General features: G+C 44.6%; 19 protein-coding genes. 10 read left to right on the top strand and 9 right to left on the bottom strand.

Features of this window, described 5'->3' with window-relative positions; all coding sequences use genetic code 11:
- Positions 1-4 precede the first annotated feature (4 nt).
- From CVV44_08580 to CVV44_08560, 5 genes are all read right to left on the bottom strand, one after another.
- Positions 5-1,012, bottom strand: a complete 1,008-nt coding sequence (locus tag CVV44_08580; GenBank protein ID PKL38915.1) for an epimerase — start codon at positions 1,010-1,012, stop codon at positions 5-7.
- A gap of 20 nt (positions 1,013-1,032) precedes the next feature.
- Positions 1,033-1,674 (bottom strand): hypothetical protein, encoded by a 642-nt coding sequence (locus tag CVV44_08575; GenBank protein PKL38914.1) that lies wholly within the window; start codon positions 1,672-1,674, stop codon positions 1,033-1,035.
- A gap of 117 nt (positions 1,675-1,791) precedes the next feature.
- On the bottom strand, positions 1,792-3,369 hold the full coding sequence (locus tag CVV44_08570; protein PKL38913.1) for a hypothetical protein: 1,578 nt from the start codon (positions 3,367-3,369) through the stop codon (positions 1,792-1,794).
- A gap of 152 nt (positions 3,370-3,521) precedes the next feature.
- Positions 3,522-5,162 carry a hypothetical protein gene (locus tag CVV44_08565; protein ID PKL38912.1) on the bottom strand — a complete coding sequence of 547 codons (1,641 nt, stop codon included), beginning with the start codon at positions 5,160-5,162 and terminating at the stop codon, positions 3,522-3,524.
- Positions 5,163-5,292: 130 nt separating this feature from the next.
- The gene (locus CVV44_08560; GenBank protein PKL38911.1) at positions 5,293-6,447 is read right to left on the bottom strand and encodes an aminotransferase; all 1,155 of its coding nucleotides are present in this window, start codon (positions 6,445-6,447) and stop codon (positions 5,293-5,295) included.
- A gap of 316 nt (positions 6,448-6,763) precedes the next feature.
- Here CVV44_08560 and CVV44_08555 point away from each other — a divergent pair, with 316 nt between their 5' ends.
- The 7 genes from CVV44_08555 (at position 6,764) to CVV44_08525 (ending at position 12,361) form a co-directional block, all read left to right on the top strand.
- On the top strand, positions 6,764-7,045 hold the full coding sequence (locus tag CVV44_08555; protein ID PKL38910.1) for a type II toxin-antitoxin system Phd/YefM family antitoxin: 282 nt from the start codon (positions 6,764-6,766) through the stop codon (positions 7,043-7,045).
- Positions 7,045-7,377, top strand: a complete 333-nt coding sequence (locus tag CVV44_08550) for a plasmid stabilization protein (GenBank protein ID PKL38909.1) — start codon at positions 7,045-7,047, stop codon at positions 7,375-7,377. The genes CVV44_08555 and CVV44_08550 overlap by 1 nt, the downstream gene beginning before the upstream one ends.
- A 103-nt stretch (positions 7,378-7,480) precedes the next feature.
- A complete protein-coding gene (locus tag CVV44_08545) occupies positions 7,481-7,876 on the top strand; it encodes a hypothetical protein (GenBank protein ID PKL38908.1) in 396 nt (131 codons plus the stop codon).
- Between the two features lie 33 nt (positions 7,877-7,909).
- Complete coding sequence (locus CVV44_08540) at positions 7,910-8,050, top strand: hypothetical protein (protein ID PKL38907.1); 141 nt, start codon at positions 7,910-7,912, stop codon at positions 8,048-8,050.
- Positions 8,051-8,097: 47 nt separating this feature from the next.
- Positions 8,098-9,675: a hypothetical protein gene (locus tag CVV44_08535; protein ID PKL38906.1), complete on the top strand. Its 1,578-nt coding sequence runs from the start codon at positions 8,098-8,100 to the stop codon at positions 9,673-9,675.
- Positions 9,676-9,968: 293 nt separating this feature from the next.
- On the top strand, positions 9,969-11,450 hold the full coding sequence (locus tag CVV44_08530; GenBank protein ID PKL38905.1) for a hypothetical protein: 1,482 nt from the start codon (positions 9,969-9,971) through the stop codon (positions 11,448-11,450).
- A 509-nt stretch (positions 11,451-11,959) separates the two neighbouring features.
- On the top strand, positions 11,960-12,361 hold the full coding sequence (locus CVV44_08525) for a hypothetical protein (protein ID PKL38904.1): 402 nt from the start codon (positions 11,960-11,962) through the stop codon (positions 12,359-12,361).
- 593 nt (positions 12,362-12,954) lie between these two features.
- Here the strand turns inward: CVV44_08525 and CVV44_08520 are convergent.
- Together CVV44_08520 and CVV44_08515 are read right to left on the bottom strand one after the other, a co-directional pair.
- Positions 12,955-13,653: a hypothetical protein gene (locus CVV44_08520; GenBank protein PKL38903.1), complete on the bottom strand. Its 699-nt coding sequence runs from the start codon at positions 13,651-13,653 to the stop codon at positions 12,955-12,957.
- Positions 13,654-14,092: 439 nt separating this feature from the next.
- Complete coding sequence (locus CVV44_08515) at positions 14,093-14,347, bottom strand: hypothetical protein (GenBank protein PKL38902.1); 255 nt, start codon at positions 14,345-14,347, stop codon at positions 14,093-14,095.
- On the opposite strand from CVV44_08515, the gene CVV44_08510 reads away from it, so the two are divergent.
- On the top strand, positions 14,265-14,663 hold the full coding sequence (locus tag CVV44_08510) for a hypothetical protein (GenBank protein PKL38901.1): 399 nt from the start codon (positions 14,265-14,267) through the stop codon (positions 14,661-14,663). The genes CVV44_08515 and CVV44_08510 overlap by 83 nt on opposite strands.
- 130 nt (positions 14,664-14,793) lie before the next feature.
- Here CVV44_08510 and CVV44_08505 read toward each other — a convergent pair whose 3' ends face one another.
- Together CVV44_08505 and CVV44_08500 are read right to left on the bottom strand one after the other, a co-directional pair.
- Positions 14,794-16,716 (bottom strand): hypothetical protein, encoded by a 1,923-nt coding sequence (locus CVV44_08505; protein PKL38900.1) that lies wholly within the window; start codon positions 16,714-16,716, stop codon positions 14,794-14,796.
- Between the two features lie 52 nt (positions 16,717-16,768).
- A complete protein-coding gene (locus CVV44_08500) occupies positions 16,769-18,268 on the bottom strand; it encodes a hypothetical protein (protein PKL38899.1) in 1,500 nt (499 codons plus the stop codon).
- Between the two features lie 419 nt (positions 18,269-18,687).
- On the opposite strand from CVV44_08500, the gene CVV44_08495 reads away from it, so the two are divergent.
- Positions 18,688-19,356, top strand: a complete 669-nt coding sequence (locus CVV44_08495) for a hypothetical protein (protein ID PKL38898.1) — start codon at positions 18,688-18,690, stop codon at positions 19,354-19,356.
- Between the two features lie 130 nt (positions 19,357-19,486).
- Positions 19,487-20,533 carry a hypothetical protein gene (locus tag CVV44_08490; protein PKL38897.1) on the top strand — a complete coding sequence of 349 codons (1,047 nt, stop codon included), beginning with the start codon at positions 19,487-19,489 and terminating at the stop codon, positions 20,531-20,533.
- Positions 20,534-20,590 lie beyond the last annotated feature (57 nt).

Below are 20,590 nucleotides of genomic sequence, written 5' to 3'. Positions count from 1 at the left end.
AATGTTATTTTTGTTTCAGCGTCCCCAGGTCCAGGGTCCTGAGCCATTCCATGGTTTTGGCAAATCCGTCTTTATAAGAAATTTTTGGTTTCCAGCCCAGTTCCCGTTCCGCCTTGGCAATGCTGAAACGAAAGCGTGAGCCCAGGTTTTTTACCGTATAGGTGGTGAGCAGGGGCCGGGTTTTTATCATGAGAACCTTCCACAGGCCCTCCATGACCCACGAGGCGGCATAGGCCAGGCCATAGGGGATGTGCGTGGTGATGGGCGGAACTCCCAGGGTGCGGGCGATGCCGGCGCAGAAGTCCTGGAGCGTTGTGGATTCGCCGTCGTGCACCAGGTAGCCGTTGCCCACGGCCCTTTTATCCTCGGCTATGAGCATGAGGAGATCGATGAGATTGTCGATATAGGTGGGCCATACCAGCACGTCGCGCCGCCAGAAGATCAGGTCCTTTTTGATAATGGCATCGGCCAGGAGCGGTACAAAGGTCTGGTCCCCTTCACCGTAGACCCAGCAGGGATACACCATGGTAACGGGGAGCCCCTTTTCGCGGTGATACCGCCAGGAGATATCCTCGGCTTTTATCTTATAATCGGGATAGGGTTCTTTCCAGGGGCGCAGCGGGAAGGTCTCATCCATGATGTTTTCTTCGTCGATGCCGAAGACATCGTTGGTGCTTATATCGACAAAACGCGATACGCCGGCTTCACTGGCAGCACGGCACATGTTTTCCGTACCGCCCACGGTAACCTCTTCGAAAAGACGTTTCGGCGCCCAGTCCGTGACCACGGCCGCGCAGTGGAATACAATGTCCATGCCCTCCACGGCTTTCCTTACTGCGTTGAAATCGCAGATGTCGCCCTCAAAGACTTCCACGTCCCGTTCCTTCAGAGATGCAGCGGCCGGATCGCCGGGAAGCACCAGGGCCCGCACCCTGTTCTTTTTTGAAAGATTCGCCCTGACCAGGTGTCCGCCGATAAAGCCCGTGGCCCCGGTGATGAGTACCTTTTTCATGGATTGTCCCTCCGCAGAATTTATTTTTCTTTCAGCCGCAGGATGTCCTTCAGGTTCTGCAGCATGAACTCGATTTTCTTTTTATCCGATACATCGTTTTTTTCATTCATGAAAACCAGGAGACGACGGCGGTGATGCTCTGAAACCATGGAATAGCTGTATAGGATGATGAGGTTGTCGATGAAATAGACCGCTGACGCAATGTCGACCGTTGTGGGGATTTCTCCTCGTGACCGGGCATTCTCCAGGAGTTCCGTGAGAAAATCACGACCCACCCTTTCCAGTTCGTCGGATTTTTCCTGGGCAAAACGGTTCATGGCGCAGGTGCCGAGATCAAGATAAATGGAAATGACGAAGCCTTTCTGTTGCGCCATTGTCCTGATGCCGGTGAAGATTTTGTTCAGTGTTTCGGGTACGGAACCCGTCGCAGGGAACTGCCGGTACAGGCCTCTCACCATATCGATCCCGAAGTCCAGGATGGTGAGAAAAAGGGCTTCCTTGTTGCTAAAGTATTTATACAGGGCGCCGTTCGATATGCCGGCGTTTTTGCAGATTTCCGATATGCCGGCCTGGTGATACCCGTCACGGGCGAATATTTCCGCGGCTGCGTTCAGGATGAAGAGGCGCTTGTCCTCGGCTAGTTTGAGAAAGGTTTCTTTCATTTTATTACCATGGAGAGTGAACGATCACTCTCTTTTATAGAAGAGGGGAGGAAAAGTCAAGCGGAAAAAACTGATTAAGATCAAAGGCGCAGGAGAACAGGAGAAAGAGATGGTCAATCACATGCGTATAGCTCTGCTGCTCGAGCTGGCACTGTATCTTCTATGATGATATAATTTCAACCTTTTTCCGGGTGAAGACTTTTGATGCGTCTCCTTTGTATCCGGTAGATCGAGATACTGTGTCGCCCTGGCTTCAATCCTGCCCAGTTCAGGGGCGTCGGGCCTGTACGTTTCGATGAATACCTGCCGGATTCTTTCTTCGGGAGTAAGAGACAGTATTTCCCTGGGATCATGGCCCCAGTTCAGAAGAATGTCCCGGGCCTTCCATGCAGAAATTTTCAGCGATTTGTACACTATGGAGCGACCGTTCTTTCCAGTAATTTTCGGGCCACAGGAAAATGATACTTCAGTGACATGGGTTTCCAGGGACCGTTTCGCCCGTTCAATCTTGGTCTTTTCGTGGTGTTCGCCGTGGGAAGGTATAAAAATAAACCTCATGTCGTCGGGAGTTATTCCGCCCACAAAGAGGGGAACGCCGTAGTCGATGCCGTTCAGGTTGGAACCTAACAGCTGTGTGCCCGCAACGGACATTACATCGTTGTAGCTTATTCTCCTGTCGAAGAGATCGACCATGATATTTGCGATTCTTCGATAACGTGTGTAAAACCTGCTGGCGCGGCCCATTCCCTTCCTCTCAAGTTTCATTTCACCGTACGAATCTTTCATAACATCACAGATCCATCGGTATTGTGTCAGGGGATCGGCGTTTTTTATGCGGTTATAATATTGTGTCCGCACGATTCCCAGACCGTGGTATCCTTTTTGTATGTCGACACGCCCTTCAGGGTTCATATGTCCCTGGGCGATATAATTTGTGGCCCAGGTCATCCCCATTTCCAGGCCGAGAAGGGCGATTTCAATGGATGAATTGGAGATTTCCAGGCCCGTGTCCCGGATTATTTTTTTCCTGAGCCTGAGTATGTTGCTTTCCGAAACATCTATCTGGGCCCCCACGGGGAGAAGATGGGAATCATTCATAGTATCTAACTCGAGCCATCCTTTTTGATCCGGCACCGCTGCAGCGGGAGTCCGATGGAACCGGTACGGATCAGTGAATGTTCTTTTGCTTTGACACAGGAAAGAAGCCTCTCCCAGAACGATGTGGTTGTGAATTAGATGTATATACAGAGCCAGGGGCACACCGTCAATGAGATGGTTATATGATACTCCCATGACCCGATATGAACGGTTTTTTCTATCATAGTCTATTTCGATCAATACGGGCCTGGAAAAGTCCCAGGGAAGAGTAAAATCGATCTGATAGCCCGAAACTAAAGTGTCTTCGCGAGAAAGGGTCTTTTCTTTTACCTGCACGTCGGCTTCGATGAGCATATCGCCGTAATAGGCCAGGGCCAGACGTACCGCTTCCATGGCTGTATCGCGCAGGGCCTGGGGATTTTTAAAATCGGGAGATGCCCCTCGTACTTCAAGACCGAAACCGAAGTGCTTGGCGTATTTTAGTCGTAAAAATTCCCATCCCGTGGTTATGGTATTAAGGCCAAGCCTTGTTTTAAGGTAATCCCTGGGTAGAGAAACGAATCCTCCCAGGTGGATGGCGCCGACTATGGTATTCATATATATCACCTCTGTCTTTTGGAAGTCAGCATTAATATACGACCGATGCGGTCATACGGCTTTTCAATTGGACAGGTTCTGCTTTTTTGATATGGTCATTTCTGCATGTACTGAAATGACATATTGAAGAAGGAAAGGGGATCAGGATACAATCAATGTGCTTTCTTGTATTCCGAGGGTGTAGTGCCGATGATTTTTTTGAAGGCCCTGTTGAAGGTGGACATGCTTTCAAAACCGGCTTCCAGAGCGATATCAAGAATCAGCATATCGCCCTTCTCGATTTTTTCTATTGTCTGTTTAATGCGGAGTTCGTTGATATAATCGTTTATTTTTTGCCCGGTATATGTCATGAAAAGCCTGCTCATGTAGTTCGGGTTCAAATCAACGGCGGCAGCCAGGCCCTCACGGGAGATGTCGCAGGTGTAATTTTCTTCGATAAAGGCGATCACCCTTTTCAGTTTTTCCTCCGATGATTCGGTTATTGCCGGCCGGTCATCATCGGGGCCGGCACCCGGCTTCGACGAGATTTTTAATTTATCGTATAATAAGGCCATTTCTATTTTTCTATTCAGGTAATCCTTAACAAAAAGCATTAAAAAAATCGTTATTATCACGGGCGAGGTAAATACGGCGAAAAATCCGTAGGTCTCCGCGCCGGTGATGTACGACGTGCCTTCACGGATAATGGTTACGGCTGCCATGAACAGCATGGCGGCGATCATCCTGACCTTGATCCTGTCGTCCTGCAATGAGCTCAATTTATAGGTCATGAACACCAGATAGGATATGCCCGTTATGATGACGATCAGCAAAAGGGTAATGGTAAAGACCGCTCTCAGCGGATTGAAAAAGACGACGGAATTGATGATAATCAATGTCGTCATGATAGAAAAAAAGATAATCGCCATCCTGTTATACCGTGCAAGATTGAACCGGTACTGGGACTGGATTATGAAAATCAGGACAATGATGAAGATAGGGATAATGATTTTCAGGACGCTAATCTGAATGGAGAGCTGCATTTCCAGGGGTGTTGAAAACAGGGGAGACTGATAGGGGAAAAAAATAATCAATATCAGGATGAGATAAAAGAACAGGCCGATGGAGCAGTATATCAGTTTTCGTTCAACGCGGTTGTAGTAGAAAAGGAGAAAAAGCAGCACGGCGAAGCCCAGATACAGCGTAAGAATCCCGAAGGGAGCGAGAAAATATTTGAAATTATCCATGGCCAGTTGATCTTCAAAGGCCGATCGGCCCATAATATGAACCGTGTTGCTCAGGCCTCCGTACTGATCACTGAAAATGCCGACCCGTATCAGCACCTCGTTTATGCCCTGCCTGATTATACCCGGGTTGACCGTATAGTTTCGGGGATGATGCAGTTCAAAGAAATCCTTTGATGATTTATAGCCTACAAGGACGGAATTGATGAACACCGCGTCGGAATGATATATCCTTCCCAGGGATATGCCGTAGAAGTCGCCGGGATTTTTGTCTATGATAAAGCGGCCCCTGAGCCATATATATTTTATGCTGGAAGGTTCTGTATCATTCAGTCTGAAGGTTCCAGGGATAGTGACGTTTTGCCAGACCGTTTCGGGCTGCAGGGATTCTTTTGATGCAATATTTTCGAATGAAACGGCCCATGAATCAACAGTGATGATTTCTTTCCCAATATTCTCGTCAGGGCCGGGGACGGGACTGTCCGGTCGTGACCTGCCGGCGGCTGAAAGGGACAGAACGATAAGTATTACGGGCAACAGGAATTTTATGGGGTTGTTTGAAGTGATCATAGGTTGAATATCCGGGAATAATCGGAATAAATTAACTAAGGAGTATCAAAGCCAAAATGTCAATAGAATTCCGGAGATTGTAATTCAATTACAGCTGTAATCGCCTGATCAGACCGTGACTCTGGTGTTATTATTTTGTTTTTATCAGCAGTAACCGCTCAACAGCACTTTCAAGGGTTTCTCTCTTCTTGGCAAAATGAAAGCGTATGAGATGCTTCACGGGTTCCCGGAAAAAACTGGACCCTGGTACGGCAGCCACACCGATTTCCCTGGCCATCCATTCGCAGAATTCGATATCACTTGCGGCATTGAACTCCGATATGTCCACCATGACATAGTAAGCTCCCTGGGGCGTGGTGTAGGCGAGTCCGGCCGCATCGAGTCCCTGGAGGAAAATGGTGCGCATCTCCGTGTACTTGTTCCGCAATTCAGTATAATACGAATCGGGGAATTCCAGGCCCGTGATGGCGGCCTCCTGCAATGGCGCGGCAGCTCCCACGGTGAGGAAGTCATGGACCTTCCTCGCGCCGTCTATGATTGAGGCCGGTGCTATGATATATCCCAGTCTCCATCCCGTGATGGAGTAGGTTTTTGAAAGGGAGCTGCACGATATGGTTCTCTCGAACATGCCGGGCAGGCTCGCGATATAGACATGTTCATGGGGTTCATAGACGATATGCTCATAAACCTCATCGGTGATGACGAAGGAGTCGTGTTGGATGGCGAGCCGGGAAATGAATTCCAGCTCATCGCGGGTGAAAACCTTGCCCGAGGGATTTGCCGGGTTGCACAGGATGAGGGCCTTGGGATTCTGACGGAAGGCCTTCTCAAGTTCATCGCGGTTAAAGTTGAATTCAGGGGGATAGAGGTTCACATAAATGGGTTCCGCTCCCGAAAGGATGGTGTCGGCCGTGTAATTTTCATAAAAGGGAGAGAAGACGATGACCTTGTCGCCGGGGTTGCATACCGTCATCATGGCGGCCATCATGGCCTCGGTGCTGCCGCAGGTCACGACGATCTGGCTTTCCGGATCGATTTCCATGCCCATGAAGCGGCTCTGCTTTTTTGCCAGGGCCCGGCGGAAACCGGGGGCGCCCCAGGTAACGGCATACTGGTGTGGTCCCCGGGGAGCGATATCGGCCAGGGCCCGGGTGATCTCTTCCGGGGGCTCGAAATCGGGAAAGCCCTGGGAGAGGTTGATGGCTCCGTGGGCGTTGGCTACGCGGGTCATCCGGCGGATGACCGATTCGGTGAAATGTTTTATTCTGTCGCTGGTGGCTGGCATGGTATGGCCTTGTTTTTATTATAATGATAGTGACTGTTTAACCAGTGCATACTGCTATGACAGGCTCCAGCGGTCAACTGAAAATGTGGGGATTTGCCTCCAATGTATCCCTTTGCAGCATTCTTCCTTATCTTGCTTAAACATGCAATAGTTTTAAAATATTTCATTATAGTTGCCGGCAGGTCCCGGAACTACAGTGTAAATCTTTTTGGAAAAGTCAGATCTCAACCCAGGCTTCAATATTTCTACTTGACAAATGAGGCTATATTTGATCCTATATTTAGACTATTAAATCGAACATACATAAGGAATAACCGTGAAAATTAAAAGCGATATCCGTCCAATATCATACATTAAATCAAATACGTCTAATGTGTTAAATCAGGTTAACGAAACTCATCGACCCATTTTTATCACTCAGAATGGAGAGCCCAGAGCTGTATTATTAGATACCGAAAGTTATGAATCAATGAACAATGCTATCGGGATATTGAAATTAATTGCTTTAGGTGAAAAAGATATTCGACAGGGTAAAATCAAGGAACAACCGGATTTCTTTTCCTCAGTAGAAAGTAAATATTTTCAAAATAAAAAGTAATGGGCTCTAGAAAATTTACGGTCTATTGGACACATTCCGCTCAAAATGATCTTATTGATATTATTGAATATCTATCCCTCGATAGTAATGATACGGCCAAACAAAAATATACTCTTATTAAAAATAATGCCATCAAACTGGGGAAATATCCGGAACGCGGGCGCATTGTCCCTGAATTAATTCTATATAGTATTGAAAATTATCGTGAATTGATAATTTCCCCCTGGCGGATGATTTATAAAATTGAAGGTCCAACTGTTTATATCATTGCATTGTTCGATGGAAGAAGGAATTTCGAGGATATATTATTAAGAAGGATTATCAAAGAATAATGGGGGGGCAGTCTGACCCCTTTCGCATAATTGCCTTGTTAAACGACGATTCGCAGAAATCTTGATAGTAAGCTCTGCTGTTGCTGGTTTAGGCATCGTTGCTATGATTGGCTTCTCCCAGCCCTCGGAGCTTGGGTACAAGTATTACTACAGCGGCCTGATACTTGTCTTGATCTGGATCTACCCATTACTGCGCCTGCGTTTCTGGAACAGCTTCATCGCGGGCATGATCATCACGCTGGGTTATGAGGTCGTTGTGATCTTTGTTCAGCACCTGACAGATCAGCTGAATGAGAACCTGTTTGTATTCATCAACAACAACTTCTTCCTGCTTTCGGGGAACATCGTTGGTCTGTTTGCTTCCTACCACATGGAAAAACTACACCGCACAGACTTTCTACAGAAACAAACGATCTTATCCTTATCCCATAAAGACTCTCTCACTGGTCTCTACAATCGTCATAAGATTGACTTATCGTTCACCGAAGAGGTCGAATGAAACCGTCGTTCGGGACTTCCCTTGTCTATTATCATGATTGACATAGATCATTTTAAGTCGGTTAATGATGTGCATGGTCATCAGGAACGGGTTCCGATAACCCGCGTTGTGTCCCATGAACCGGTTTTAGGTGACGGAATTTTCTATGTATCCGGAAAAAAATGTTGTTTATAGATTAGTATATTATAGAATTTATGCAAAAAGAGATGAGGATTTGAACCATGGGAAGTCAGACCAATGAGGCTTATAGAAAATTACTGAAAGTCGAAGTATACACATTATTGATTATTGTTCCTTTTGCTGGTTATTTTGTTGCTTTTGGAGGGCAGTTTAAAGCAGACCAGATCCTTCTACTTGTTTTGTGTGTTTCTTCCGCCGCAACCATAGTTTTAATTATTCACCATATTTTTCGTTATAATAAAGTTCGAAAAATATTTTTATTGATCAACTCTGAAGATCTAAAGAATCGGGAAACAGCTAAGAGGGCGTTAATTCATTTACCATGGTTTGATGTTTGCTGGGGGGCCATTCGGTGGATAGGGGCCGTACTGATAGGATTTGTGTTGATAAATAATTTTCTAGACCTGAATTCAATACAAACGGCTACTCTGATTTGTCTGCCGATTTTTTCAATCCCCTATAGCATGGCGATATTTTTCTTCACTGATGAAAATGTTATTGCGGAGTACCTGAACAGTCCTGAGCTGAAAAGCATCCCTGTAAACAGGGCAAAGGTAAGGGTTTTCAGTGAAAACAAGCGTAAACTTTTTATGATTATCAGTATTACGCTTTTGCCGTCCATAATGCTCGGGTTCTTTTTTGTCCTGGCTAACAGTTATGATGTTAAGTTTTCAAATCTGGGATTTCATTTTAGTTTTATATTATTATTTACCCTAATGGCCATTGTCGCAACCCTCTATGAATCTGCAAAAGGATCGACCAATACGATAGACGGTATAGTATCATCTATTGAAAGTATGGAATCAGGAGACCTTAGTCAGGAAGAGGTTCCTTTTTTTGCCAGCAGTGAACTCGGTTTTATGAGTCAGAGCATCAATAGTCTGAGTAATCGTTTACGGGATATTATTGTACATGTAAAAGAATCGGCTGAAACAGTACTTTTAAGCAGTAATGATATCAGTTCAAGCTCTCAGGGGCTGGCGAGTGCGACCAGTGAGCAGGCGTCAAATGTTGAAGAGATAACCAGTTCTCTTGAAGAAATAAGTTCGATGATCTCTCAAAATTCAGAAAATTCAAAAACAACCAATACTATTGCCGGAACAACGGCAAAACAGTCAACAGAAGGAAAAGATATAATTGAAACATCGGTAAAAGCCATGCAGACAATTGCTGAAAAGATTAAATTGATTGAAGAAATAGCTTCACAGACAAACCTTCTTGCACTGAATGCTTCAATTGAAGCTGCACGCGCCGGTGTCCATGGCAAGGGCTTTGCTGTTGTCGCTGGTGAAGTAAGAAAACTTGCCGAAAAGAGTCAGGCCGCTTCAAAGGAAATTCGTGACCTGGTTATTTCAAGCAGTAACGTTTCTAACAGGGCAGGAGAAATATTCGGAACTATACTCCCTGATATTCTCAAAACCGCTGAACTTGTTCAGGGGATAACTGATGCTTCGGACGAACAGAACCAGGGTGTAGAACAAATCAACAGCGGTATGAATCAACTCAATGATATTACCCAGCAAAACGCTGCGTCTTCTGAGGAGCTTTCTTCTACCGCGGAAACTTTGAATAAACATGCTGAGGATCTTCAGGAGTTAATAAACTATTTTAAAGTGTAGCAGGTTAATCTTCCAGAGCTTCGACGCGGTTTCTTCCACGGTCTTTTGCCAGATAGAGTGAGGCATCGGCCTTTTCTTTGAATCAAAAAAAACTTTTTCACTGAGAGTAAGAAGCGTCGCCTCTTCGGCAGCGTAAAAGGTGTAAAATTTAAAAAAGCTTTGCCTGCCAGAAACTTTCTGTTAAGCATTAAACATTGTGGGCACCTGAAGCATTTTCAAATAACTGATATACAGTTCCAGGGATCGTATTCAGGCTGTGGAAATTCCCCGGACCTTTTAAGGAGAAAAAAAAAATGACAAAAACAAATCATGGGCTGGACAGCCTCAGTAAGTGGGTCTTTTCTTCAAGCGGGGCCGGGCGGGATGCTGCCTACAACCTGGTTTCATTGTTTTTATTGGTTTATATCCAATTTACCGTTACTCTGTCTGTTGCGCAGTTTAGCGCCATCACAATCATTATAATATTTTGCAGAATCTGGGATGCTGTAAATGATCCGATGATGGGAACGATCATTGAAAACACGCGCAGCAAGTACGGAAAATTCAAGCCGTGGATAATATCGGGTGCCGTCCTGAATGCTTTGGTGATGGTTTCTTTATTCTGGTTCCGCCCCGAAGGATGGTCTTTTGTCATCTTTTTTGGTTTTGCCTATTTATTATGGGGTATGACGTGGACCATGAATGACATTGCATGGTGGTCCATGATCCCCTCGCTTAGTTCTGAGGCAAAAACACGCGATCAATTAATGACCTTAGTCTCATTATTTGTCAATGTAGGCGCATTTGCAGTGGGCGGCCTGATACCAGTACTCACAACCGGTAATGCAGTTGAAGCTTATCGGATGATCGCCCTGGTTTGCGCCCTGGTATTTTTTGCAAGTCAAGGCGCTGTTTTGTTGTTCGTTAAAGAAAACCGGGATTATGAAAAAAAGGAAAAACTTCGATTTACAGACATGTTTAAAATCGTATCGAAGAACAGCCAGCTCTTATGGTCTGTGGCTTCTGTCTTTTTACTATATTTATTAGGCGCGATCATAAATTCCCTTGGGATGAATTTTTTCTATTTTGAATTTGGTTATCAAGGCGCAAGTATGTCTATTTTCATTATTTTTTATGCTTTGGGATCTTTAGTCGGAACCGGTATCTATCCTGTACTGACCGGGAAATTTAACCGCGCTCAGTTGCTCCGATATTCGGTGTACATAATGACTATGGGCTATTTGATCATGTTCTCCACCGGATATGTGCCGTTCATCCCGCAGTCCATCTGGAGTTTTTGTGCCGGCGGCTTCATTATTTTTACCGCCCAGGCGGTGATGTATTTAATAATTTTAGTCCAACTGACGAATACGATTGAATATGATCAATATTTAACCGGTAAAAGAAATGAAGCGATTCTATTTTCTTTACGCCCGTTAACGGCAAAAGCTTCCGGCGCAATTCAACAGGGGATTGTTTCCTTGATCCTTATCGTCAGCGGAATTTACAGCCTGTCAAATAAAATATCCACCCTGGAACAACAAAATGTCGGCGCGGGCGCGGATATTTCCGAGGCTGCAAACGCCATTATCAGTCAGGCTTCACCCGATATGCTGCTGATGCTTCGTTGCGGGATTACTCTTGTTCCAATGATACTCTCCTGGGTAACGTACTTTATTATTAAAAGAAAATATTTCATTGATGAAGAAGTATATGATGTCATTTTGGAGGAATTAAAATTACGCAGGGAAGATCCCGAACATTTTGATACAACGGCGCTTGCCCGGTTAATATAGAATCTTAAAAAAGCTTTGCCTTTTGGGAATATTTTTTCAATACATTAACTCAGCGGTCGCCGGGATCAGCTTTGGATGCATCGACATCGGTTGGTGAGCCTGTCGAACCACAGCACAAGTAAGACATCTTGTGTCCCATGGACCGGTTTCTGATGCCGGAAATTCATATGTATCAAATGTTTATTAATAGAATTCTCGGGCAGGCATCGATAGAACGGAAAGAACTATTTATGATTATTTGAAAATAAATGTTTAACCTCAGCTTTTTACTGTTTATTCAGAACGACACACAACAAAGCTTACCCGCGGGGCTCGGAGTCCCTCGCTTGGCCTAGCGGCACATTGCGAAAAAGCTGTGTAACATCGGGTAAGCTCGGCGTTAATTGGGCGAAAGACTTAAATTTTCAATTTATATTTCTATATTCAAAATATTTATTTGTTTTAATATTCTTTAATAAGCACTATCTTATATAAGAATCATATAATAAATATAATTTGGGAATAATCCAATGCAAAATTTTAAATGGACTGATAATTATGATACAAAAATTACGATTATAGATATTCAACATAAACAATTATTCAAAAAAATAGACATATTAACTATCGCAATATATGAAGGTAAAAGTAAGAAATTCTTAAAAGAGTTGTTATTATTTCTTGAAGAATACATTGAAAAGCACTTTACTTTTGAAGAAAATATTATGAAATTAAACAACTACCCAGACTATGATAAACATATTTTACAACATGAACAATTTAGGAGTTTATTTAATGACTTTGCTGATGATTTTAAACTAAAAGGTGGGGATTCCTATTTAGCTATCCGTCTTGAAAAAGAAATAAGAAAATGGTGGGAATATCATATATTAAATATTGACATGATGTATGTTCCTTATATCATCAAGTAACAAGAATCACCCATGTAATATTTAGCCGAATCAAAATCCTTCGCCCAACGCCTCATTTACACGATTGAATGGTATTATGATGAATCTGTCAGAAGCCAAGATCTTGATTGCTTATTGAATTTAAATCCAGACATGCATCATTTTGTATGATGCGATACGAAATACAATCTAAATTAGTCTTAATACCTATGGTTATTTGGGGACTAACAGAGAATATATGCTGCATCGCTTAACTCCTCTGTCTTCGAAATATAGTCATCTTTACTTTTCATCGGAATAAGTATATCAGGTTATTTAAAAATATACGCAACCCAGTCTACACGGGACTGATAACAGCGAATATCGGTATCACTATTTTCTATTTTAATTTTATAACGTTAGCAAATTTTAAAAAAGCTTTGTCTGTCCGGAATTTTCTGTTAATAATCTGACCTGTCGGTTGCCAGGGACAGGTTCAGATAAGAGATATTCAGTTTCATGAACCGGTTTCTGACGGCGGAGATTCCTATATATCCAAAGAGCTAAGTAGACCAGTTTGCTATAGAGCCGGTTCTTCCAAGGTCAAAGCGATATGCTCTTGCTTCACCTTGCCATCATTGAGCTTCACTGAGCGTATAGGTAATTGATACGCCAACAATATAAAGACTTGCCGTCCATACGCAGTTGGTATATGGCAAGACTACTATAGTAATGGTACTGTCTGTATTATCCACAACCGCCATTCCTTGATCGATAGCTGTGCCTGTAACAGTTAAAACCTGTCTTGCTGGAGTGCTGCCATTTGATTTGACAGGAACGTGTAATTCACTAAAAGAGCCAGTAGCAAAATTATGCACTCTTCCGGATACACTAAGATCATTGGCAGGATCGCTATCATATATATAATAGGTAATTGACGTAATGGTTGCCCCATTAGGAAGATTCGCCTGGGCTATCACAAAATTAGTAGAATTAGCAGCGGTAATTCTCGTTCCCCCGTTGCTCCCAATTGCATACCCGTCCGTACTGTTCCTGGGCCTGAACTGGACACCCGATATTGCAACACGGTGTTCCCTGGGTGTGGAATAAACCACTTTCGGAACAGTGAGGTCCCCTGTCATAGTATCCCCCGATCGGTCCACCTTCTCGTTGACGGCATTCTCCAGTTCTTCAAAATTTTCATTTACCTCTGATGCCCTGGCCGGCGTATCCGGTACAAAATAATAAGGAAGTGTTACATCTGCCGCATTGAGTCCGACTGTTAAGGAAAAAACAACTATCATTGCCATGATATGTACTGAAAACTGTTTCATTATATAATCTCCTTTCTATTTATTGTCCTTCCTGTAATCCCTACTCCCATTTAGACTGGTCCCAGTTACACTGGTCCCAGACAAAGTTATCATCGTCTCCCAAATTAGCAGGGCTTTTATCTCCCGAGCACCCGATTATACAAAACAAAATAATGATAAAAAGCATATGAAACAGAGCCTTGCCGGATCCTGCTTTTGCCATTTCTCCTCCCTGTACAGATATCGTACTTAATTGTTGATATAGAAAATATATACCAGAAATCTGTTTTACACAGGGTAATAATACCTAAAAAAAGTAATTCTGCCATCGTGGAAAACCCGTATAGGCGGGAAAATATTCTTTACGGGCGGGTTTTTACTCTTTTTCTAGCGCGGGAATATATAAAAAAGAGGGCCATGACCCCGGAATGTCAAAAAAGGCCCGAGCCATGGTGACCTTTCAGGCATGATTCTCATCGGCAGGAGTGAAAAACAGATCCGAGCAGTAATTGATGAGCTGGGCCCTGTTTTTCAGGCCCAGCTTGTGGAAAATATGAGTGATATGGGTTTCCACGGTCCTCACGGTAACATTCAGGGTATCGGCAATCTCCCGGTTGCCGTTCCCGGCGATAATGAGCTGTACCAGATATCTCACATTCACTGCGTTGTCCGTGCTCGAACCGGAGATACATATTATGCAGGATTTGAATGACATGCCTTCGGGAAGCACCTACGATTTCGGTACGGTGAAGATAGGATCGACAAGCTATGAGGTTATCTTTAGGGTGAAAAACCTGGGAACGGCCGATCTGATAATCAGTGAAATAACGGTCGACGCAAAGGACATATCCGTACTTCCCGTGTCAGCGGAAGAACCTCCCCTGGTGGTCCAGCCAGGTGGTTCCACGGAACTCAGTGCTGTTTTCGAGCCCACGGGTGTAGGCATTCGTCTTGCCACGGTTACCATTGTAAATAATGACAGCGACGAAGGTGCCTATATCATCAAGCTCAAGGGCAGGGGCGTTAAATAAAGGGAAAACCCTTTGCCTTCTGGTCGCCGTGATCAGCTGCGGATAAGACATGTCGTGTCTCCTCAACCGGTTCTGGGTGGCCGAGATCCCCATGCAGCCGAAATATTTTATTCTTAACCATAAGATATCATCAAACATGCTGTGCGTGCTGTTGTATGATTTCATGGATATGCAGCTTATCGGTCTTGCCCCGTACCTGTTGAAGTCCGAGGTCCCTGACATGATATTTCCCCGGGTTTTTCAATGACGCCAGTGTTTTCTGTGATATCAGGATAGTGGTATTGAACCGTTTGTTGAGGCCTTCAAGTCGCGAGGCAGTATTAACTGCATCAGCGATGACCGTTGTTTCAAGTCTGTCCTTTTCACCAATGGTGCCGAGCATGCATTCACCGGTATGAATTCCGATACCGATTCTGATGGTCTCACGATTCGATATGGTCCTGTCTGCATTGAATTTATCGAGCTGATGCATCATCTCCTCAGCCGCGTCTATGGCATCATCGGGGTTTCCCGGGAACAGGGCCATAATGGCATCGCCGATGTATTTATCGACGAATCCCCTGTTTTTGCGAATTATGGGCCCGATGCTTACAAAGTACGAATTTAAAAAATCTATCGTCTCCTGGGGGGTATTTTTTTCAGAGAAGGTCGTGAAAGAGCGGATGTCTGAAAAGAGAATAGTTATGGTTCTCTGAATCTGATCGCCGAGCTGTATGTCTATGATGCTCTGCCGGCCCAGGAATTGAATAAATTCCTTGGGAACGAAGCGTGCAAAGGACTCGGCCATCCTGGTCTGGGTGTCGAGGTTTCGCTGTATTGCTTCCTCCCTTTCCTGTCTGCTGATGTTGACCTGCTGGGCGAGTGCGAGAGAGAGCATCACAGCTTCATAGACCGATCCGATGCCGATACCGTTCAGAGTAAACCCATTCGCGGGTATGATCTGAAATATGACCCCGAGATACATCGCGGAAAAAATGATGAGTCCCGACCAGCCCAGTATGAAAAAACTCGCGGTTTTATTCCCCGCCTTTATGGCTGCGGCACAGTTCAGTATTACATATGTGTAAACCACCGTTGAAACGATGCTGCTTGTGATGAAATAGGCATATCGCTGTGGATGGATAAACAGCGAACCTGCGCTCCAGACCCCCAGGGCAACCATCAGCCAGATGCCGGCCCGATGTATCAATGGATGATTTCGTCGGTTTTCGAAATACGAGTCAGTGAAGAGACATGCTGCGATGAAGGTTATCCCCGAGTAGAGAGGGAGATATCCGGCTCCGAAGAACATAACGCCAAACCCTTCGCCGAAAAACTGGTGCCCTAAAATGGAAATAAGATAAAGAACATAGAAGGCATAGGTCTTGCTCTTCATGCCGATGAATAGCAGCGTATTGTATAAAATCATGACGACAATAATTGAAAAATAGGCCCCATACAAAAAGAGGTAGCGCGAAATTTTTTTAAGATAATTTGTCGGAGTTCTCAGTACCGGTTCAAAATTGATATACGACTGACTGGCGGCTTTCAAGTAATACGTGGTGGTGCCCCGGGGAGGAACGAAAGGAATGTCAGGTCTGTTCCAGAGCTTAAAGGAATCAGGGTGGAAGCGGCCTGCTTGTTTCAGAAGTTTCCATGATGTCCCCGTTGCAAGATATAGCTCGACTATCTCGGTCTGTGTATCGTTTGTGTCAAGATAATACTCGGAATCGATTCCGGCAGTGTTGTTGACGGTAAATCGCATCCAGTACGTGTAGCCTGTGAGGCCATACTGAATAACCTTTCTGATGTTTTTTTCCCAGTGGACGCGCGATAATGTTTCAGGGCCCAGATTTCCGTCGGGGTCAACATTAATGTCAATGTGGTCCCATAACTCGTATGATTCCTGATCATGCTGTAATGTTATTGGTGTCGCGGCATATAAGATCTGACATGGAAATACATGCAGGACTATCATCAATAAAAATACCGTGATTATTCTAAAACGAATTAACATATTGGAAAGCTCTCCTTTTTGATAGATAGGAAATTTCTGTGTATCCATAAAAATCATTACAGAAAAAACAATCACCAATGCCGGATGGAAACAGATAATGGAGAAATCATCATTTCTTTCTCAGCAATATCACTGTCAAATCATCTCCTACATTGTTTCCGGTGAATTCAAGAAAATTCCTGACCAGGAAATACAGGCGGTTTTCGCACGATTCTTTCGGGTCAAGACCTGTAAAGACGTCCATAACGCGTTGCATTCCGTACTGTTCCTGATCGGTATTTCTTCCCTCGACGAGACCGTCGGTGAAGAGAAGCAGTTCGTCACCGGGCGTTATGCTGAACCGGAATTGCGGATAGGGAAAGTTCATCATGTCAACCCCGAGATAAAGCCCCTTGCTTTCCACATCCGGCGGCAGCACAGGAGTCACGCAATTTCCGACAGAATATTTGAGCATGTCGATATGTCCCGCGTTTGCGTATTCAACCTGGCCGCCGTCAAAACGCAAAAAAATACCGCTGATATAATTGTCCACCTGGCCGATCTCTTCGATGATTTCCTGGTTGGCGATGGAAAGCACCTCGTTGATATGTTTTTCGGGATATCGGGAGAAATTGCGATACAGGATAGATTTCGTGATCATGGTGATGAGTCCCGAGGCGATACCATGCCCCGATACGTCGAACATGGCGAGACCGTCAAGCCGGCGATCGTTCACATAAAAATCATAAAAATCACCGGACACCCCGGACATGGGTCTGAAGTGATAGGCAATCTCCCATCCGTCGACCTGCGGCGGCCCACCGGGAAGAAACTTGCGCTGCACGTTCACCGCCATGTCCATGTCTCGATGCATAATATGCTGCGCGTCAAGAAGACTTCGGTTTGTTTCGTTGAGATAATCGTTCATCGCCTCGATCTCTTCCATAGCCGTCTGCAGCTCGGATGTGCGGACTTCCACTTTCTGTTCGAGAGTACGATTTAGTTCGGAGTTTTTTTCAATTTCATCATTAGCCCGGGCAAGGGCGCTCGTATAGATTGAAAAAAACTGATACGAGAGCATACATGCAATGATTATCCCGCCGATCGAATCACCCATATATTCAGCGATTTGATCAGAAGTCATGCCAAGTCTGGTTCGCATAAAGGGAATGAAAGCAAGAAGCAAGATTATGTTGAACACGTAATAAAAAATAATCACCTGTTTATGTTTCGACGCCACCAGAGCGGTAACCGAGAGAATACCGATAAGTATGGCTATCGTGTCAAGCCGGGCAACGAGCTCCCCTTTTTCAAAATACATCGTGACCCAGATATCAATGATGGTAAATACAATAAGCGAATGTGCAGCAAACGTATAATAGCCGAGCGAAAGAAGCCATATCATGACTAAAATCAGAAATAACCCGCCGATCAACGGAATAGTGACCCACACATCAAAAATCATGTTCTGAAGATTTTGCGATACGACTAAAACTACCGCGAGAAACACGACAATGTACATAACCAGAAGCACCCTGGCCTTCTGCCGCAGCACATAGTCGTTTTCGTCATATCTGGAAAGCATCATGTTAAAAAAACGTCCAACCATGAGTCCTCCGTGGAGCACCATGATACCATGATTCAGAGGCAAATGCAAGCGACAAAAAGGGCTGCGCCTCACAGAATCGGAGACCGGCTTGGGCTGAGCATCAAAGCTGGGTACGGAGGACCTTCAGCGGGTAATGAAAGGCCTCACGGTGAACTACAACGCAAATTTTCTTAATTTTGGTGATTTTGGTGTGCGAAAAATTCTAAAAAGCCTTGCCTTCCCGGTATATTTTTTCAATACATCAACCTGGCGGTGATCAAAAACAGGTTCAGATGCTTCGACAGGCTCAGCACAAGTGCTTCGATATCGGTCGGTGCACTTCGGCAAAGCTCAGTGACCGGTCGAACCACAGCACAAGACTTACATCGTGTGTCCTATGGACCGGTTTCTGACACAGGAAATTCCTATGAATCTAAAAATCATTAAAAAGTGAGTATGATATGTTTATTGGTCATTATGGCGTGGGCCTGGCCCTGAAAAAGGCGGATAATAAACTTTCGCTGGGATTGTTGTTCCTCTCAGTGACCCTGATCGATATTATTCATTATGCTCTGGGCATAACCGGTGTTGAGAAAGTGGAAATTGTGCCCGGCTTCACCAGGTGGGTCCCTATTAAAGGCGAATCGCCCTATACGCACAGCCTGGCGGGCATGGCCTTTATATCCCTGATGGTCTTTGCAGCGGTGATGTTTCTGGGACGGATGAGAGGACAGGAAAAGGACGCCTGTCTCAGGGCGTCCCTGGTGCTCTCCCTGGGTGTGTTCTCGCACTTTCTGTGTGATGTTATTGTTCATGCTCCCGATATTTATGTCTCAGGTCTTAACAGCACCAAAATGGGTTTTGGACTATGGAATTACCCGGTTGTTTCAAACTCCCTGGAGATCGGCATGTTCGTCGTGGGCCTTCTGATCTATTTCAGGTCAGTCACAGTAACGTCTGCCCGTTTCAGGCGCACTATGCTGGTATTCGCCCTGTGCCTGACGGCCTTCCACCTGAGTCTGGGCCTGGCGTCGTCACCGGACAATATTGTCGTTGTGTATTCATTAATGATGGCCGTTTCACTGCTGGTAATTGGTATCGCCTGGCGTCTTGAGAAGGGCCTTCGCTGAAGTCGAGACCGGAATTTTCCTCAATATTATCAAAGGATACCTGCTTAATAAAAATTATTTGACTCAGCATAATGAAAACTGTATAGTGGTGCAGTTAGTTTAATTATATATTCGAGAGAGATGAAATTCCATGGAAAAGGCTATGAAGTACATTGCTATCCTGTCCGTTGTCTTATCGGTAAGTTTTTGTGATGATTCTAGCAAATCGGATTCCGGAGAAGATATCCTTGGTTTGGCATATATCTACAGTGCCGCCACAGATACCGTAGATATATGTGTCAAAGACAGCATCATGTATGTGGCCAGCCTCAACGGCCTGCAAATAATCGATGCCACTGACTTGTCAAATACTGGAGTTATCGGTTCTGTACCAATTTCAAGCGGTATCCCCGTTGATGTCGAAGTCAATGATACGGCAGCATATGTGTGCACCGGCAATAATCAACTCGTCGTTGTTGATATCTCTAATAAAAGCAATCCTGAAATAGAAACAACAGTCAACCTTACAGGTACAAACTCTCAGGATGTTGAAATCGACGGCAATCTGCTTCTTGTAGTGACTGGAGGATATCTCGAAATTTACGATATATCCAGCCCTCTCAATCCAAGTCCAGTTGATACTATTAGCATAGACCATACAACGCGTGGTCTCGGTCTTGATATTAAAAACAAGATGGCATATGTTTGTAAATTCAAGGGAACCCTGACCGGTATCGATATCGATTGTATTGATTATTCTGATACTGATGATATTTCAATCATATCACATATTAACCTGGGCGAGTATACCTTGGCGGATGATATTGAATTTTATGACGCAGAAAACAGCCTGGCAATAGTATCGGAGAATAGCTCGATACAGATCATCAATGGTCAGGAACCGGCTTTTCCCATGCTTCTTGATTACTGGGAACCGAATGGTACGGGGGGTAGTGATGCACATGTGTGCAATGATGAATATATAATATTTGCACAATCGTATAACGGGATTCGTATTGGAACATTCGGTCCTAACGGAGCTGTGAATGAGGTGGGAAGGATTTCCAGCAGTGTTAACCAATTTGCAAACAGCATAGAAAATGTCGATATCGGTGAACCGGTTGATGTTGAATGCGAGAATAATCGTGCGTACATAGCCTCAACGCGGAAAATTATTATCCTGGAATTTGTTGAATAATTTATTCAGGAAAAATAGTAAGTTATATTATGACTTCTTATGCGTCCTGATATATAT

Source organism: Spirochaetae bacterium HGW-Spirochaetae-1, from assembly GCA_002839375.1.
Lineage (GTDB): Bacteria > Spirochaetota > UBA4802 > UBA4802 > UBA5550 > PGXY01.
The sequence above is the reverse complement of the archived record's forward strand: the minus strand, read 5'-3'. Positions and strand labels throughout refer to the sequence as shown.

Coding starts and splice junctions, on each gene's coding strand:
- CVV44_08525 (PKL38904.1), top strand. CDS start 11,960: ATGCAAAATTTTAAATGGACTGATAATTATGATACAAAAATTACGATT.
- CVV44_08575 (PKL38914.1), bottom strand. CDS start 1,674: ATGAAAGAAACCTTTCTCAAACTAGCCGAGGACAAGCGCCTCTTCATC.
- CVV44_08495 (PKL38898.1), top strand. CDS start 18,688: ATGTTTATTGGTCATTATGGCGTGGGCCTGGCCCTGAAAAAGGCGGAT.
- CVV44_08515 (PKL38902.1), bottom strand. CDS start 14,347: ATGTCATTCAAATCCTGCATAATATGTATCTCCGGTTCGAGCACGGAC.
- CVV44_08550 (PKL38909.1), top strand. CDS start 7,045: ATGGGCTCTAGAAAATTTACGGTCTATTGGACACATTCCGCTCAAAAT.
- CVV44_08500 (PKL38899.1), bottom strand. CDS start 18,268: ATGGTGCTCCACGGAGGACTCATGGTTGGACGTTTTTTTAACATGATG.
- CVV44_08510 (PKL38901.1), top strand. CDS start 14,265: ATGAGCTGTACCAGATATCTCACATTCACTGCGTTGTCCGTGCTCGAA.
- CVV44_08565 (PKL38912.1), bottom strand. CDS start 5,162: ATGATCACTTCAAACAACCCCATAAAATTCCTGTTGCCCGTAATACTT.
- CVV44_08490 (PKL38897.1), top strand. CDS start 19,487: ATGGAAAAGGCTATGAAGTACATTGCTATCCTGTCCGTTGTCTTATCG.
- CVV44_08545 (PKL38908.1), top strand. CDS start 7,481: ATGATTGGCTTCTCCCAGCCCTCGGAGCTTGGGTACAAGTATTACTAC.
- CVV44_08570 (PKL38913.1), bottom strand. CDS start 3,369: ATGAATACCATAGTCGGCGCCATCCACCTGGGAGGATTCGTTTCTCTA.
- CVV44_08530 (PKL38905.1), top strand. CDS start 9,969: ATGACAAAAACAAATCATGGGCTGGACAGCCTCAGTAAGTGGGTCTTT.
- CVV44_08560 (PKL38911.1), bottom strand. CDS start 6,447: ATGCCAGCCACCAGCGACAGAATAAAACATTTCACCGAATCGGTCATC.
- CVV44_08505 (PKL38900.1), bottom strand. CDS start 16,716: ATGATTTTTATGGATACACAGAAATTTCCTATCTATCAAAAAGGAGAG.
- CVV44_08580 (PKL38915.1), bottom strand. CDS start 1,012: ATGAAAAAGGTACTCATCACCGGGGCCACGGGCTTTATCGGCGGACAC.
- CVV44_08520 (PKL38903.1), bottom strand. CDS start 13,653: ATGAAACAGTTTTCAGTACATATCATGGCAATGATAGTTGTTTTTTCC.
- CVV44_08535 (PKL38906.1), top strand. CDS start 8,098: ATGGGAAGTCAGACCAATGAGGCTTATAGAAAATTACTGAAAGTCGAA.
- CVV44_08540 (PKL38907.1), top strand. CDS start 7,910: ATGATTGACATAGATCATTTTAAGTCGGTTAATGATGTGCATGGTCAT.